Source organism: Nocardia sp. JW2 (assembly GCF_051843015.1).
Taxonomy (GTDB): Bacteria; Actinomycetota; Actinomycetes; order Mycobacteriales; family Mycobacteriaceae; genus Nocardia; species Nocardia coubleae.
The window spans coordinates 480,972-496,501 of the sequence record NZ_JBPXLK010000001.1 but is presented as its reverse complement, the minus strand read 5'-3'; the positions used below and the strand labels follow the sequence as shown (position 1 = coordinate 496,501).

Sequence of the window (15,530 nt, the reverse complement as noted above, 5' to 3'; positions counted from 1 at the left end):
CCAGGAGCGCCGGTCGGCCGCGCCGCTGACACATCAACCGAGGCGACGGATTACTATGGAGTTGCCGATCTCGGCACAGCTTCTTTTCCCACCTCGAAAGGATCCAGTTGTCACCCGCGTCCAAGGGCGCCACACAGGAGGGCTCCTCTACGGAGCCGGGTGACAAACCCGGCGTCCTCCTTTCCGCAGCGTCCGTCCGATCCACTGGTCTCGTCCCCGCACCGCATGGGTGGTGCTGAGGATGTCCACCGTGCTGACAGTGCTCAGCCTGCTCGGTTTCGCCGCATTGACCCTCGGTACCGCCCTGTTCGTGGCCGCCGAGTTCTCCCTCACCGCTCTGGAACGCAGCGCCGTCGAATCGGCCGCGCGCTCCGGTGACACCCGGTCACGACTGGTCAAACAGGCGCACAACACCCTGTCGTTCCAGCTCTCGGGCGCCCAGCTCGGCATCACCATCACCACCCTGATCACCGGCTTCATCGCCGAGCCCGTGCTGGCACGGCTGCTGGCGCCGCTGCTCGACGGCATCGGCCTGAGCGAGGCCGCCGCGACCGGTGTCGCGCTCGCGCTGGCACTGATCCTGGCGACCTCGCTGTCGATGATCTACGGCGAGCTGGTACCCAAGAACATCGCCATCGCCAAGCCGATGGCGACGGCCCGGCTCACCGCGGGCCCGATGATCGGGTTCTCCGTGTTCTTCAAATGGCTGATCCGATTCCTGAACAACGCGGCCAACTGGCTGGTCCGCAGGCTCGGCATCGAACCGGCCGAGGAACTGCGTTCGGCCAGGTCACCGCAGGAACTCGGGTCGCTGGTCCGCACCTCGGCCCAGCGCGGCGCGATGGATCAGCGCACCGCGCAGCTGATGGACCGCTCGCTGGAGTTCGGTGAACGCAGCGCCGAGGACCTGATGACCCCCCGGGTGAAGGTGGAGTCGCTCGACCGCGACGACACCATCGCCGACCTCATCGCCGCCTCGGCGCGCACCGGATACTCCCGGTTCCCGGTGATCGACGGCGACCTCGACAACACCCTCGGCGTCGTCCACGTCAAACACGCCTTCACCCATCCGGCGCACCTGCGCAAGCAGATCCCGCTCGGGAAACTCGCCGTCGCGGTACCGATCGTGCCCGCCAGTCTCGACGGCGACGAGGTGCTCGAACGGGTCCGCGCCGACGGCATGCAGGTGGCGCTCGTCGTCGACGAGTACGGCGGCACCGCGGGCATGGTCACCATGGAGGACCTGATCGAGGAGATCCTCGGCGACGTGCGCGACGAGCACGACGAGGAGGAACGCGACGTGCGCCGGGTGAGCGACGGCTGGGACTGCTCCGGTCTGCTGCGCATCGACGAGGTGTCCCGCGCGACCGGTTACGACGCGCCCGAGGGCGAATACGAAACCCTCGGCGGACTCGTCCTCACCCAGCTGGGCCGCATTCCGATGGGCGGCGACGAGGTCGTCCTGCCCGAATCGCGTGGCGGTGCGGGCGGCTGGGTGGCCAGAGTGGAACGGATGGACGGACGACGGATCGACCGGGTGCGCCTGGTGCCCGTCGACGACGCGAACCTCGCGGCACGGGAGCACAACCATGGGTGATCTGTTCGGAATCGTCCTCACCGTGGTGCTGCTCGCGGGCAACGCCTTCTTCGTCGCGGCCGAGTTCGCGCTCATCTCGGCCCGTCGCGATCGCCTGGAAGCCCTTGTCGCACAGGGGAAGAAGAAGGCCGCGACGGTGATCGAGGCAGGCGAGAACCTGTCGATGATGCTGGCCGCCGCCCAGCTCGGCATCACCATCTGCTCGATCCTGCTCGGCCGGGTCGGCGAACCGGCCATCGCGCACCTGATCGAGCGGCCGTTCGAACTGCTCGGGTTGCCCGAGCAGCTGCTGCACCCGGTCGGGTTCGCGCTGGCGCTGACCCTGGTGGTGATCCTGCACATTCTGCTCGGCGAGATGGTCCCGAAGAACATCGCGCTGGCCGGCCCGGAACGCTCGGCGCTGCTGCTGGTACCGATCCACCTGATGTGGTTGCGAATCGCGCGCCCCCTCATCGCGCTCTACAACTACGCCGCGAACCTCACCCTGCGGATGCTGCGCATCGAACCCAAGGACGAACTCGACGCGACGGTGTCCACGGTGGAGCTGGCCGAGATGATCGGCGAGTCGCGCTCGGAGGGTCTGCTCGACGAGGAGGAACACCGCAGGCTCACCCAGGCCCTCGGCACCTCCGAGCGGATCGTGGGCGATGTGATGGTGCCGCTGGCCGAGGCGCGTTCGGTGCCGTTGCGCGGCGACGGAACCACCCTCGGTGATGTGGAAGCCGCCGTGGCCGAGACCGGGTTCTCCCGGTACCCGGTGCGCGCGGCCGACGGTTCGCTCGTCGGCTACCTGCACATCAAGGACGTGCTCGACGAGGTCGCCGACGACAACGCGGGCCCCGACACCAAGATCCCCCGCACCGACATCCGCCCGCTGCCGACGGTCACCACGACCACCGCGCTCTACGAGGCGCTGGCCCGGTTGCGCCGCACCAGCAGTCATCTGGGCCGGGTGGTGGATGCCCGCGGAAACACCGTCGGCGTGGTCGCGCTCGAGGATCTCGTGGAGGAGTTCGTCGGTACCGTGCGCGACGGGACTCATCGCAAACCCGAGTGAGTTCGCTGCGCGGGGTGGTTCCCGCCACCCCGCGCAGCCGGCCCCGCCATGCGGCTCGAACCACGAGCCCGCGCCCGAGTCGTTAGGGTCGGGCAGTATGCGACCCCTCAGGCATCTGACCCTCATCGTCGCTGGGGCCGTGTTGCTTTCGGTCCTCGCAGCCCTGGCCTTCGCCGCCGACGCGCACCCGGAATGCGCCGCCATCCCGGGCGACGTCGGCCCCTGCGACTATTGGGGCCGCGTCGCCGAATACGGGCCGTTCATCATCCTGTGGGGCACACTGATCCTCGCGGGACTCGGATCGGCGATATGGCTGGTGCTCATGGCCGTTCTCGGCTTCGCCGCACTGCTGCGTCCGAATTCCGGTGACCGCTGAACCCGCGTGCCGATCAGGCGAATCATCGGGCGCCGGATGTCTTCGGCGAGGAATGACTACGGCCGGATACAGCAGGAAACGATGCGCCAGAACGCCGCACCGGACATCGCGCGGATATCCCAATCGCCGATTTGATCGTGTGCGGTGGAAACAATGCGGTCGATGTCGAAATCGTTCCTGGTCGCCGCACCGGTCGATTCGACCTGGTCGATCACGAATTGTCTTGCCGCTCCGCGCATATCGAACGGCTCGGGGCGAAAGCTCCGATCCAGAATCGATGACAAATCGAGTGTTGGACGGGTTGGCGCCAGGTCTGCCCGGTCGGGGTCGGCGAGCCCGCGAGGTCGCCCTTGGTCAGGCGGGATCGCCGGGTGGTTGGACCGGGGGTGGGACGGCGGCCTTCGCCGCGGTGTCGCATTCCGCCGAATCCGGCGTGGTCGTGGCGTCGATCTGTTCGCCGAGATAGCGCAGGACCACCGCGATCATCGCGACCACCGGGACCGCGAGGAAGGCGCCGGTGATGCCGTAGAGGGAGCCGCCCGCGGTCACCGCGAGCAGCACGATCACGGGGTGCAACTCCATGCTGCGGCTCTGCAGGACCGGTTGCAGCACATTGCCTTCCAGCTGCTGCACCGCGATCACCACACCGAGCACGATCAGCGCGGTGGTGAAACCGTTGCCGACCAACGCGACCAGGACGGCGAGCGCGCCCGCCACGAACGCGCCGACCATCGGGATGAAACCGCCGACGAAGGTGATCACCGACAGCACCAGCGCCAACGGCACGTCGAGGATGAACAGGGCCGCGCCGATGAGGACGGCATCGACGAAGCTGACGATCGCCTGCGTGCGGATGAACCCGCCGAGGGTTCCCCAGACCCGTTCGAGCACCGCCTCGAGGTGACGGCCGCTGCGGTTGCCGCACACGACATGCATCCAGGGCAGCAGGCGCGGACCGTCCTTCAGGAAGAAGAACACCAGAACCAGCACCAGGAAGATCGTGATCAGGACCGACGTCGCGGTGGATACGCCGGTGAAGACACCGTTGGCGATCTGGGTGCCGCTGGACTGCAGTCGCGACACGATCGCGTCGACGGCCGAGTCGAGCTGCTCGTCGCGAATGTTCAGCGGCGGACCTTGAACCCAGTCACGCACCTTGTTCACACCGGCGGTCGCCTTGTCCGCCAGTTGCGGTGCCTGATCGGCGACCGACGGCACGATCAGTGCGATCACTCCCGCCACCAGCGCGAGGAAACCCACCAGGGTGATCGTGGCGGCCAGCGCGGGCCGCATCCGGTGGGCGGTGAGCCATCGCGTCGCGGGCCACAGGATCGTGGTCACCACGACCGCGAGCGCGACCGGCAACAGCACCACCCACAGTCGTCCCGCGATCGTGCCGAGCACCCACGCGCCCGCCGCGATCGCGACGACACACAGTGCCCATTTGGCCAGCCACAGCAGTCCGCCACCGATCACCTCGCCTCGGTCGCGGCCCTGCTGTCCATCCGTTCGCGCCTCAGCGCTCGCATTCCCCATCGCGCCCACGCCGCTAGTCTGGCATGCGCCCCGGCGCCGCCGCATGATGAACATTCCTCGTCGGCGCGCCTCGACGGTGGTGAGATCCGTTTTCGCGCGGTGCGCATTCGCGGAGTTCGGCGAGGATAATCGAAGTGGGACGAAGTTGCGGCACCACCACCAGGAGCGAGCAATGATCCACAGTCATCGGGCGTTTTCCCATTTGGTCCGCGCCACGGGCGAAGAGAATTTCGGCGACGATCAGTTACGGCACGCGGCCTGGGTCGCGCGGTGCGTGGGCCGCCTGCGCACCTGCCCGCTGCGTCCCGAGGACTACGACGAATTCGCCGACCGTTTCGAGGCGAAACCCCTGGCCGCCGGGTCGTCGCTGTTCGCCGCCGGCGCGGCGTCGGAGGGGGTGTGGTTCGTCCGGCAGGGCCTGGTCGAGCTGTCGGTCGGCTCGGCGCAGGAGCGAACGGTCATCGATGTCCTGCGCCCCGGCGACCTCGACGGCGACCTCTCCCTGCTACTCGAAACCCCACCGCCCTACACCGCCCGTGCCCACACCGATGCGCACTGCCTGTTCCTGCCTGCCGCCGCTTTCGACGCGCTCCTTGCCGAGCACCCCGCCATCTCCCGACGCTGGCTCACGAGCGTGGCGAAGCGCCTCGCCGCCGGTCAGGGCCGCCTCATCAACATGCTCGGCCGCCCGCTGCCGACCCAACTGGCCCAGCTCCTGCTCGACGAGGCCGTCGACAACACCGTCGAGCTGCCCCACCGCACCCTCGCCGCCATGCTCGGCACCTCTGTCTCCACCTTGAACAAAGCCCTCAAAGAATTCGACCGGGACAACCTGATCACCCTCCACGACCCGACGATAGCCCTAGCCTCCCCCGAGCGTCTCCACCATCTCGAGTCGTCACACTGACCCGGGGCGGTCCGGCCGCCTACCGCCGAACGACCCGGCGGGCGACACTCGCGCCCGCCGGGGCCGGAATTCGGCTCAGATCTCCGCCAACTGGTGGTCGGTGACGTGAGCGGTCAGGTAACGCAGGTGATCACTGGAGTCGCCGAGGGTGTGTTCGATGGCGGTGAGACGGGCGGTGTAGTGGCCGACCGGGTACTCGGCGGTCATGCCGATGCCACCGTGCATCTGGATGGCTTCCTGGCCGATGTGCCTGCCGGAGCGGCCGATTCGCAGTTTCGCGCGGGCGGCGACCAGCGGGTCGGCGATGCCGTCGGCCAGTGACATCGAGGCGTACAGGCTCATGCTCCTGGCCAGTTCCAGCGAGACGTACATGTCGGCGGCGCGGTGGGTGAGCGTCTGGAAGGTGCGCAGTGCGACCCCGAACTGTTTGCGGGTGCCCAGATACTCGGTGGTCAGGCGCAGGGCTTCGGACATGGCGCCCACCGCTTCGGCGCCGAGCGCGGCCTGGGCGGTGACGATCATTTCGCCGATCACATCGGCGGCGTCGACCGGGTTGCCGAGGGGTTCGGCGGCGGCGCGGTCGAAGGTGAGGTCGGCACCGCGGCGGCCGTCGTGGGTGCGGAAGGCGGTGACCGTGACGCCCGGATCGGTCGGTTCGACCAGGAACAGACCGGTGCCACCGTCGGGTAGCGCCGCGCTGACGATGAACTGATCGGCCGAATCCGCGGCGGCGACCGGATGCTTGCGCCCGGTCACCCGCCAGCCGTCACCCTCCCGGGTCGCCCGGGTGGTCACCGCGGCGGACGGTGGCCGCATGCCCGGCTCGACATGGGCGAAGACCGGCCTGCGCTCGCCTGCCGCGATCTCGGGCAGCAGCTGTTTGCGCTGTTGCGCGGAGCCTGCCCGGGTGATGACGGCGCCGGGGATCAGCGCGCAGTCGAGCACCGGTTCCGGCGCGAGCGCACGCCCGAGTTCTTCCAGCACGAGCATGGTCTCGATCGGGCCCGCGTCGAGTCCGCCGTCGTCGGCGGGGATGGTGAGGCCGAGCAGACCGATCTCGGCGAAGGTCGACCACACCTGCGGATCCCAGCCGGGTTCGGTGGCGACGACCGTGGCGCGTCGTTCGTGGGTGTAGTGCCGGGTGAGGACGCTACGGACGGTGTCGCGCAGCATGTCCTGTTCGGTGGTGAATTCGAAATCCATTGCGCTGTCTCACAGTCCGAGGATCGTCGAGGCGATGATGCTGCGCTGCACCTCGCTGGATCCTCCGTAGATCGAAGTCTTGCGGTAGTTGAGGTAGGTGGCGGTGCTGCGCCGCGCCCAGTCGGGTTCATCGGTCTCGCGGGCGAGCGAGTCCGGGCCCGCGATGTCGACGAGCAGTTCGGTGACCGCCTGCTGGAGTTCGGTGCCGCGCAGTTTGAGAATCGAGGACACCGGGTTCGGTGCGCCGTCGGCGGAACCGGCGACGACCCGCGCCTGCACGAGTTCGAGTGCGATGAGCTCGTTTTCGAGTTCGGCGATGCGGGCGGCGAACATCGGGTCGTCGAGCAGGGTGCCGGATCCGAGCCGGGTCTGCTTGGCGTGTTCCTTGGCCAGCCACAGCCGCACCTTGGTCTGCCCGACGGCGGCGATGCCGGTGCGTTCGTTGCCGAGCAGGAACTTGGCGTAGGTCCAGCCCTGGTTCTCCTGGCCGACGAGCTGGTCGGCGGGCACCCGCACGTCCTCGAGGAATACTTCGTTCACCTCGAAGCCGCCGTCGATCAGTTCGATCGGGCGGACGGTGACGCCCGGTGTGTCCAGCGGGAACAGCAGCATCGAGATGCCTGCTTGCTTCTTGGGCGCGTTCGGATCGGTGCGGGCCAGGCAGAACATCCAGTCCGCGCTCTGTGCGGCGGTGGTCCAGGTCTTCTGGCCGTTGATCACGTAGTCGTCGCCGTCGCGGACGGCGATCGTGCGCAGCGAGGCGAGGTCGGATCCGGCCTCGGGTTCGGAGAAGCCCTGGCACCACCAGATGTCCAGATTCGCGGTCGCGGGCAGGAAGCGCTGCTTCATCTCCTGGGCGCCGAACTGGGCGATGACCGGCCCGATCATGTTGGTGTTGAAGGTGAGCGGTTCGGGGACCGAGGCGAGCTGCATCTCGTCGTGCCAGATATGACGCTGGACGGGGGTCCAGTCGCGGCCGCCCCATTCGACCGGCCAGTGCGGCACCGCGAGCCCGTGCGCGTTGAGGATGCGCTGGGTGGTGACGATGTCGTCCTTGCTGACCTCGGCCATGTGCCGGGTGCGATTGCGGATGTCTTCGGGAATTTCGTGCCGGAAGAAGGCACGCAGCTCGTCGCGGAAGGCGAGCTCGTCCTCGGTGAGTGCCAATTGCATGGTCGAGAATGTTACACAGAGAGCGATATGTTTCAAATACCCTCGGCGGCCTATGCTGTCCCCTGTGACGCGAACCGAAGGGACACGGGCGCCGGGCCGACCGGCTGCGGCCACCCGCGACGATGTGCTGCGAGTCGCGGTCGACACCTTCCTCGCGGGCAAACGCGTCGACGTCAATGCCGTCGCCGCCCAGCTCGGCCTCGGGCGCACCAGCATCTACCGCTGGTTCGGCTCCCGCGACGGCCTGCTCGGAGCCGCGATCGCCCACCAGCTCGAGCGCATGGTCGCCCACACCGCCCGCACGTGCCGGGCGACCGGCGGAGAACGCCTCAACGAGGTCCTGGACCGCTGCATCCACTGGCTGGTCGAGGACGATTCGCTGCGCACCTATTTCGACAACGAGTCGACCAGTGCCCTGCGTCTGATCACCCGCAGCGACGGCATCGTCCACCAGACCGCGGTGGCGGTCGTGGCGGGCCTGATCGAACGCGCCGAGGCCGAGGGCTACCAGCCGCCCATCGTCCGCGACACCTTGGCCTACGCCCTGGTGCGGCTGTGGGAAGCGTTCCTGTACAACGACGCCGTCGCCGGTTTCCGCGGCGATGTCGATCGGCTCCAACAGGTGCAGGTAGCGCTCCTACGAGCCTGACCCGCGCCGGGTCGTCGGCGCCTCCGGCTGATGCGGGACAATGACAAAGGTGAGCACGCACAACGACCTGGACTCCGCTCTCGACCTGCGGGTACTGCCCGAGGTCGAGTGGCGGGCCGCCGCGTCCGCACACCGGGAGCGACTCGATCGGCTTGTCGGCCCGTATCTGGAGCGGCGGGCGGCGGGGACCACGCATCCGGTCATCGATTTCTTGTTCACCTACTACGGGAACAAGCCCGCGCAGCTGCGGCGGTGGCATCCAGGGTTCGGGATCGGTTTGCGGGGAGCGCGGGACTACGTGGGTGCCCGCGGCTATCACCGGGTGGGCGACAACGTCTTCACGGCCGACCCGACGTATCTGGTGAAGCGGCGGGAAACGGTGGAGTTCGTCGGGCGCTTGCTGACCGCTACCGCGACGCGTCCCGCGCAGCTGTCGTGCTTCGGGTTGCACGAGTGGGCGATGGTGTACCGCACCGACGAGGTGCGCCATCAGCAGGTGCCGTTGCGGTTGGGGCATGCGGGGACCGATGCGGTGGTGGAGTCGATGTCGTTGCGGTGCACGCACTTCGACGCGTTCCGGTTCTTCACCCCGGACGCGGTGGGGCGCAATGCCGAGCCGCTGACCCGCGCCGACCAGGTGCGACGGGAACAACCCGGCTGCCTCCACGCGAATATGGACCTCTACAAATGGGGTTTCAAACTGGCCCCGCTGATCCCCTCGGACCTGCTGCTGGATTGTTTCGAACTCGCCTGCACCGCACGGGAACTCGACATGCGCGCCAGCCCATACGATCTGCGCGAATTCGGCTACGAACCGGTGCGTGTCGAAACACCCAACGGCCGTGCGGAATACGTGCGCGCCCAAGCCGCCGTCGCCGAATCCGCCGACGCGCTCCGCACACGATTACGCGATGCCTGCACCGAATTGTCGGCGACCCTCGAGCTGCTCGCCGCCTAACCGCCGCGCCGCAGCACGACAGCGCTCGCGCACAGCGCGACCGCCACCGCGACCCACGGCGCACTGCCCCCGGGCACCAGATCGATCAGCACACCGGTGGCCACGGAGCCGATCAGCACACCCACCCCGCCGATGGACGCGAGCAACCCGTAGTACGACCCGAGCCGCCGCTCACCGGCGATGCGCCCCACCATGTCCCGCGACACCGGCAGCACGATCATCTGCCCGAGCGCCAGCAGCAGCACGAACACCGCCGCCGGAATCAGCCCCGCCACGCCGTGCCAGCGGGCGGGCGCGCACACCGCCATCACCAGGAACGCGGTCGCCATCACCAGCAGCCCGGCCGGCAGGGCGGCGGCCGAACGCGCCCGCCGGGTCACCGGCAACTGCGCGACCACCACGAACAGCGACGAGAGCGCGAAGAACCAGCCGAGCGGCGCCTGCGAACCCCACACCCGTTCCACCTCGAGCGGCAGCAGCAGATACAGCTGGTTGTAGGCGACCAACTGCGTGCTCATCGCCACCGCGAACACGAGAAACCGCTTGTTGGCGAGCACTTCCCGCCAGCCCTCGCGCCAAGTGCTGTGCGCACCGGGTGTGCGGGGCAACCACCGCAGATGCGCGAGCAGGATCACCACGAAGACCCCGGCCGCGACCAGGCACGCCACCGCGAAGTCGGCGGCGAGCAGCAAGGCGCCGAGCAGCGGGCCGGTGAACGCCCCCACCTGCCCGAATGCGGAGAACAACGCGAACGCCTCGGTGCGTGCCCGCCCCGCGCTCCCGGCCGCGGTGGCGAGCGCGCTTTCGACGGCGGGCGAGAACAACGCGCCCGCGAACCCGATCAGCACGGTCGCCACCACGATGCCCGGCACCGAGGTGACCGCCGCCAGGCCGACGAACCCTGTTATGCGGCAAAGGCAGCCGGCGACGACCACGGGTCGCACACCCCACCGGTCGGCCAGCGAACCACCGACGAAAAACATCCCCTGCTGCGAGAAGGTGCGCAAGCCGAGCACCGCCCCGACGAACGCCGCGCGCAGCCCGAGATCCTCGGTCAGGTACACCGACAGGTACGGCAGCACCATGAAGAAGCCGACGTTGAACGCCAGCTGGGTGAGGACGAGCAACCGCACCGCCGGAGTCGCGGCGACCAGATCACGCGACAGCGACCACCGGTCGAGCAGTGGCCGACCCGAACCCGGCACCGCGGATCAGGGTGCGGGAACCGGGACCGGCCCCGGTTCGAACAGGATGGACAACCGGCCCTTCGCCGCGTCGGTGATCACCTCGGCGCGCACGTTGTACACCTCGGCGATCAGATCGGCGGTCAGGACGTCGACCGGCGGACCACCCGCCACGACCCGGCCCTCCTTCAACACGACCACCGCATCGCAGAACATGGCGGCCAGGTTCAGATCGTGCAGGGCGATCACGCTGGTCACCGGCAGCCGGGTGACCAGGGCGAGCAATTCGAGCTGATGGTGGATGTCGAGGTGATTGGTCGGCTCGTCGAGCAGCAGTTCACGCGGTTCCTGCGCCAGCGCCCGCGCGATCTGCACACGCTGCTTCTCACCACCGGAGAGCCGGTGCCACAAGCGGTCCGCCTTCGCCGTGAGCCCGGTGTGTTCGAGCGCGGCGGCCACCGCGGCTTCGTCAGCGGCGGTGTTGCCGCCGAAGGTGCCGCGATGCGGGATGCGGCCGAGGCGAACCACGTCGGCGACGGTGATGTCGACGTCGGTGTCGGCGTGCTGACTCACCACGGCGACCGCCCGCGCGATCTGCCTGCGTTTGACGGTGGTGAGGTCGTCACCGTCGAGGCTCACCACGCCCGAGGTCGGCCGCACCACCCCGTTGAGAAGCCGCAACAGCGAGGACTTTCCCGACCCGTTGGGCCCGAGCAGGCCGACGGTCTCCCCCGGCGACGGCGTGAGACTCACCCCGTCGACGACGAGCGACCCGCCCCGATCCCACGTGACGTTCCGCGCGTGCAGCGTCATCGCACACTCCTTCGCCGCGACAGAATGACGATGAACGCGGGCACACCGATCAGGGCCGTCCCCACCCCGACGGGCAGCGGGGTCGGCGCGAACGCCACCCGTGAGATCGCGTCCACCCACACCATGAACACCGCCCCGAGCAGCGCGGTCGCCGGAACCAACCGGCTGTGGCGGGGACCGACGAGGAACCGCGCCGCGTGCGGAAGGACCAGCCCGACGAAGCCGATCGCGCCCGCGACGCTGACCAGGGTCGCGGTGATGAGCGCGGTCACGATGAGCAACAGCATGCGCACCTTGGCGACGGCGATGCCGAGCGAGGCGGCCACATCGTCACCGAAGGAGAAGGCGTCGAGCACGTAGGCGAAATACAGGCACACCGCCGCACCCGCCAGCACGACGATCGCGCACAGTGTCACATCGTCCCAGCGCACCCCTTCCAGCGAGCCGAGCAGCCAGAACATCACGCCGCGTGTCTCGTCGGAGTCGGCGAAGGCGAAGATGACGAACGAGGTGAGCGCCGAGAACAATTGGGTGCTCGCGACGCCCGCCAGGATCACCCGGTCGTTGCTGCCGCCGGACATGCGGGCCAGCAGCAGCACCAGCCCGAACGCGACGAGCGAACCGAGGAACGCCCCGCCCGACAACCCGAGCGCCGCCCCGCCCACCCCGAGCACACCGACGATCACCGCGCCGGTCGACGCACCGGAGGAGATACCGAGGACGAACGGGTCGGCCAGCGGGTTGCGCAGCAGCGACTGCATGATCACACCGCAGATGCCGAGCCCGGCACCGCACGCGGCGGCGACCAGGGCACGCGGCAGGCGTTCCTCCCACACGATCGCGTTCTTCGACACCCGCACGGGGACATCGGTGAGCCCGAGGTGGTTCAGCAGCACGTCGCGCACGTTCACCGGCGAGATGTCGGCCGGGCCGAGGGTGACGGCGATCAGGATCGACACCGCGAGCGCGGCGAACCCACCGACAACGATCAGCGTCCAGAGCACCAGGGGACGCTCGCGAACCGGACCGAGGGTGGTGCGTGCCTGCTCGCGCACGGTACTCAGTTGGGCACCTTCAGTTCGCGCAGGCCCGCGGCCACCTTCTCCAGGCCGTCGACGGCGCGGATGGACGGATTCATCTCGGCGCCGTGCAGCGTGATGTAGCGCTCGGCGCGGACGGCCTCGAGGTCGCGGGTGACGGGATCGGATTCGAGGAAGGCGGTCTTGTCGGCCAGTCGGTCACCGGGGAAACGGTTGCGGAGCAGGTCACCGAGGACGAGTACATCGGGGTTGCGGTCGACCAGGGTCTCCCAGCCGACGGCGGGCCAGTCGTCGGTGAGGTCGGCGAACACATTGGTCGCGCCGACCGTGGTGGCGAGCAGGTTCGCCGAGCCGAGACCGCCCGCGACATAGGGGCTCTTGGTGTCGGCGAACCAGAACGCCATCGACACGTTCGTCTTCGTGATCCCCGATACGGCCGCGTCCGCCCGGCTGCGCAGCTCGGCGATGAGCCGGTCGCCGCGGTCCGTCACGTCGAAGACCGTCGCCAGCTCACGAATCTCCTGGTACAGCGAGTCCATGGTCAGCGGGTTGGTTCGCTTGCCGCCGCCGTTGATGCTCACCCCGTTGTCGCAATCGGTGGGCGACAGGTAGGTGTCGATGCCGGTTTCGGCGAACCGGGCGCGATCGGCGACGCCGCCCTGCTTGAAGTGCCGACCGAACGACGCGGTGACGAAGTCCGGGTCGGTGTCGAGGACGACCTCGTAGGTGGGGGCGTTGTCGGCCAGGCGCGGCACCGACTTGTTCGCCTCGGCCAGATTGTCGCGCACCGGATCGGTCCAGGACGCGGTGCCGACGACCCGGTCGCCGAGTCCGAGCGACAGCAGGATCTCGGTGGATCCCTGATCCAGCGACACCACCCGCTGCGGCGGCGCGTCGAGGGTGACGCTGGTCCCGCAGTTGTCCAGCGTGAGCGGATAGCTGGTGCGGCCTTCGCCGCCTGCCGGCGCGCCGGGACCCGCGACCTGCTCGGATTCGCCGCAGGCGACGAGCACGCTCGCCACCGCGGCGGTGACACAAACCAGACCGATCCGACCCACAGACAATTTCACGAAAGGCAGCCTAACCTAAAGTAACTGGTCAGTCGCTGGCGTCCTTCTTTTTCAGATCGATGACGATCTCGTCGGTGGCGGGCTCGGTGACCAGAGCGAAGTCGCCCTCGTGCAACTCGGTTCCCTTGTCGACGGCGATCTCGATGAGCTCCGCGCCCCGGTCGGCCCGCACGATCAGCGGGTCGTCGCGCAGGTCCTTGTAGAGCGAGAAACACATCGCGATCATCACCACGAGGAACGGCAGCGAGACGACCGTCGTCAGCGCCTGCAGGCCGGTCAGCGCGCCACCGAGATTGTCGGAATCGGCGATGACCAGCATGATCGCCGCGACCGCACCCGTCGCCGCACCCCAGAAGATGACGATCCACCGCGACGGTTCGATGCTGCCGCGTTCGGACAGCGTGCCCATCACGATGGAGGCGGCGTCGGCACCGGAGACGAAGAAGATCGCCACCAGGATCATCACCACCACGGTGGTGATCGAGGTGAGCGGGTACTGGTCGAGCAGGTGGAACAGGGCGAAGTTCGAGTCCACCGAACCGTCGGCTTCGGTGAGCGCGCGGTCCTTGGTCTGCTCGGCGATGCCCGCGCCACCGAAGACGGCGAACCACAGCAGGCTCACCACGCTCGGCACCAGCAACACACCGGTGACGAACTGGCGGATGGTCCGGCCGCGGCTGATGCGGGCGATGAACATGCCGACGAACGGGGTCCACGAGATCCACCACGCCCAGTAGAAGATGGTCCAACTCGACAGCCAGGCCTTCATCGCCTCGTCACCGGCGCCCGTGCGTGAGGCCATGGTCGGCAGCATCTCGATGTAGTCGCCGAGGGCGATCGGCAGCAGGTTCAGCACGAACAGCGTCGGCCCGGCGATGAACACGAACGCCGCGATGGCAAGGGCCAGCACCATATTGATGTTGGACAGCCACTGGATACCGCGTTCGATACCCGAGACGGCCGAGAACACGAACGCCACGGTCAGGCCCGAGATGACGGCGACGAGACCGATCTTTCCGACACCGTCGACCCAGCCGTTGAACTCCATGCCCGCACCGATCTGCAGGGCACCGAGGCCGAGGGACGCGGCCGAGCCGAACAGCGTCGCGAAGATCGCCATCATGTCGATCGCGCGGCCACCGAGACCGTCGGCATGGCGGCCGAGCAGCGGCCGGAACACCGAGGAGATCAACTGCGAGCGGCCTTTCCGGAACGTGCCGTAGGCGATCGCGAGGCCGGCGACGGCGTAGATCGCCCACGGGTGCAACGTCCAGTGGAACAGCGTGGTCGCCATCGCGACCTCGGCGGCGGCCGGTGAGCCCGGCTCGGCGGTGTGCGGCGGCGGATTCACGAAGTGCGACAACGGTTCGGCCACGCCCCAGAACATCAACCCGATGCCCATGCCCGCGCTGAACATCATGGCGATCCAGGAGACCGTGCGGAACTCGGGTTTCTCGTCGTCGGCGCCGAGCGGGATACGACCGTAGCGGCTCGCCGCCAGCCAGATCACGAACACCACGAACGCGGTGGCGACCAGCACGAACAACCAGCCGGTGTTGGTGATGACCCACTTCTGGGCGGAACTCGCCGCGGCGGCGAGGCTTTCGTCGTCGAGTGCACCCCAGGCGACGAAGGCCAGCGCACCGATCGCGGTGGCGGCGAAGACGAATCGATCGAGTCCCGGTTTGCGCGATGCTCCCGGGGGTACCGCTCCCGGTGTCGCGTCGGCGTCACCGGATCTGTCGACAGCGTTGTAAGACATGAAGTCCGTAATCCTTTCCGGCCGCACGCACCCGGCCCGCCCAGACGAACCGGCCGGTTGCAGCAACCGTACAGCGCATCGATGCGGACCTCGGGTAAGGCACGACCCAGCCTTGACTTGGTTCCCCGAAACCACCTCCGGCAATCTTTCGGTTGCTTTACGATTCGCACAGACGACTGTCTGAGTCAGTAGTCGTCGGGGCGGA

15 protein-coding genes are annotated in these 15,530 nt (G+C 68.3%); 6 read left to right on the top strand and 9 right to left on the bottom strand.

Annotated elements, in window-relative coordinates; all coding sequences use genetic code 11:
* Positions 1-241 precede the first annotated feature (241 nt).
* The 3 genes from ACSVDM_RS02285 (at position 242) to ACSVDM_RS02275 (ending at position 3,030) form a co-directional block, all read left to right on the top strand.
* The gene (locus ACSVDM_RS02285; protein ID WP_067493915.1) at positions 242-1,597 is read left to right on the top strand and encodes a hemolysin family protein; all 1,356 of its coding nucleotides are present in this window, start codon (positions 242-244) and stop codon (positions 1,595-1,597) included.
* Positions 1,590-2,654 (top strand): hemolysin family protein, encoded by a 1,065-nt coding sequence (locus ACSVDM_RS02280; RefSeq protein ID WP_439262359.1) that lies wholly within the window; start codon positions 1,590-1,592, stop codon positions 2,652-2,654. Before ACSVDM_RS02285 ends, ACSVDM_RS02280 begins: the two co-directional genes overlap by 8 nt.
* 97 nt (positions 2,655-2,751) lie before the next feature.
* The gene (locus tag ACSVDM_RS02275) at positions 2,752-3,030 is read left to right on the top strand and encodes a hypothetical protein (protein WP_439262357.1); all 279 of its coding nucleotides are present in this window, start codon (positions 2,752-2,754) and stop codon (positions 3,028-3,030) included.
* A gap of 56 nt (positions 3,031-3,086) precedes the next feature.
* On the opposite strand, the gene ACSVDM_RS02270 is transcribed toward ACSVDM_RS02275, so the two are convergent.
* Both ACSVDM_RS02270 and ACSVDM_RS02265 read right to left on the bottom strand, forming a co-directional pair.
* Positions 3,087-3,245, bottom strand: coding sequence for a hypothetical protein (locus tag ACSVDM_RS02270; protein ID WP_439262355.1), 159 nt, complete (start codon positions 3,243-3,245; stop codon positions 3,087-3,089).
* A gap of 139 nt (positions 3,246-3,384) precedes the next feature.
* Positions 3,385-4,566 (bottom strand): AI-2E family transporter, encoded by a 1,182-nt coding sequence (locus ACSVDM_RS02265; protein ID WP_439262666.1) that lies wholly within the window; start codon positions 4,564-4,566, stop codon positions 3,385-3,387.
* 172 nt (positions 4,567-4,738) lie between these two features.
* On the opposite strand from ACSVDM_RS02265, the gene ACSVDM_RS02260 reads away from it, so the two are divergent.
* A complete protein-coding gene (locus tag ACSVDM_RS02260; protein WP_439262352.1) occupies positions 4,739-5,473 on the top strand; it encodes a Crp/Fnr family transcriptional regulator in 735 nt (244 codons plus the stop codon).
* A gap of 75 nt (positions 5,474-5,548) precedes the next feature.
* On the opposite strand, the gene ACSVDM_RS02255 is transcribed toward ACSVDM_RS02260, so the two are convergent.
* Complete coding sequence (locus ACSVDM_RS02255; RefSeq protein WP_439262349.1) at positions 5,549-6,676, bottom strand: acyl-CoA dehydrogenase family protein; 1,128 nt, start codon at positions 6,674-6,676, stop codon at positions 5,549-5,551.
* 9 nt (positions 6,677-6,685) lie between these two features.
* On the bottom strand, positions 6,686-7,849 hold the full coding sequence (locus tag ACSVDM_RS02250; protein ID WP_439262347.1) for an acyl-CoA dehydrogenase family protein: 1,164 nt from the start codon (positions 7,847-7,849) through the stop codon (positions 6,686-6,688).
* A gap of 64 nt (positions 7,850-7,913) precedes the next feature.
* Between ACSVDM_RS02250 and ACSVDM_RS02245 the strand changes: the two genes are divergently transcribed.
* Positions 7,914-8,498, top strand: a complete 585-nt coding sequence (locus ACSVDM_RS02245) for a QsdR family transcriptional regulator (protein ID WP_439262344.1) — start codon at positions 7,914-7,916, stop codon at positions 8,496-8,498.
* A gap of 49 nt (positions 8,499-8,547) precedes the next feature.
* The gene (locus ACSVDM_RS02240; RefSeq protein WP_439262342.1) at positions 8,548-9,456 is read left to right on the top strand and encodes a 3-methyladenine DNA glycosylase; all 909 of its coding nucleotides are present in this window, start codon (positions 8,548-8,550) and stop codon (positions 9,454-9,456) included.
* On the opposite strand, the gene ACSVDM_RS02235 is transcribed toward ACSVDM_RS02240, so the two are convergent.
* The 5 genes from ACSVDM_RS02235 to ACSVDM_RS02215 are packed head-to-tail and all read right to left on the bottom strand — an operon-like array spanning position 9,453 to position 15,325.
* Positions 9,453-10,661 (bottom strand): MFS transporter, encoded by a 1,209-nt coding sequence (locus tag ACSVDM_RS02235; protein ID WP_439262339.1) that lies wholly within the window; start codon positions 10,659-10,661, stop codon positions 9,453-9,455. The genes ACSVDM_RS02240 and ACSVDM_RS02235 overlap by 4 nt on opposite strands.
* A 6-nt stretch (positions 10,662-10,667) precedes the next feature.
* Complete coding sequence (locus tag ACSVDM_RS02230) at positions 10,668-11,453, bottom strand: ABC transporter ATP-binding protein (RefSeq protein ID WP_439262337.1); 786 nt, start codon at positions 11,451-11,453, stop codon at positions 10,668-10,670.
* Positions 11,450-12,457, bottom strand: a complete 1,008-nt coding sequence (locus ACSVDM_RS02225; RefSeq protein ID WP_133733892.1) for a FecCD family ABC transporter permease — start codon at positions 12,455-12,457, stop codon at positions 11,450-11,452. The genes ACSVDM_RS02230 and ACSVDM_RS02225 overlap by 4 nt, the downstream gene beginning before the upstream one ends.
* Positions 12,458-12,513: 56 nt before the next feature.
* Positions 12,514-13,563: an ABC transporter substrate-binding protein gene (locus ACSVDM_RS02220; protein ID WP_439262335.1), complete on the bottom strand. Its 1,050-nt coding sequence runs from the start codon at positions 13,561-13,563 to the stop codon at positions 12,514-12,516.
* Positions 13,564-13,591: 28 nt separating this feature from the next.
* Positions 13,592-15,325, bottom strand: a complete 1,734-nt coding sequence (locus ACSVDM_RS02215; RefSeq protein ID WP_439262333.1) for a BCCT family transporter — start codon at positions 15,323-15,325, stop codon at positions 13,592-13,594.
* Positions 15,326-15,530 lie beyond the last annotated feature (205 nt).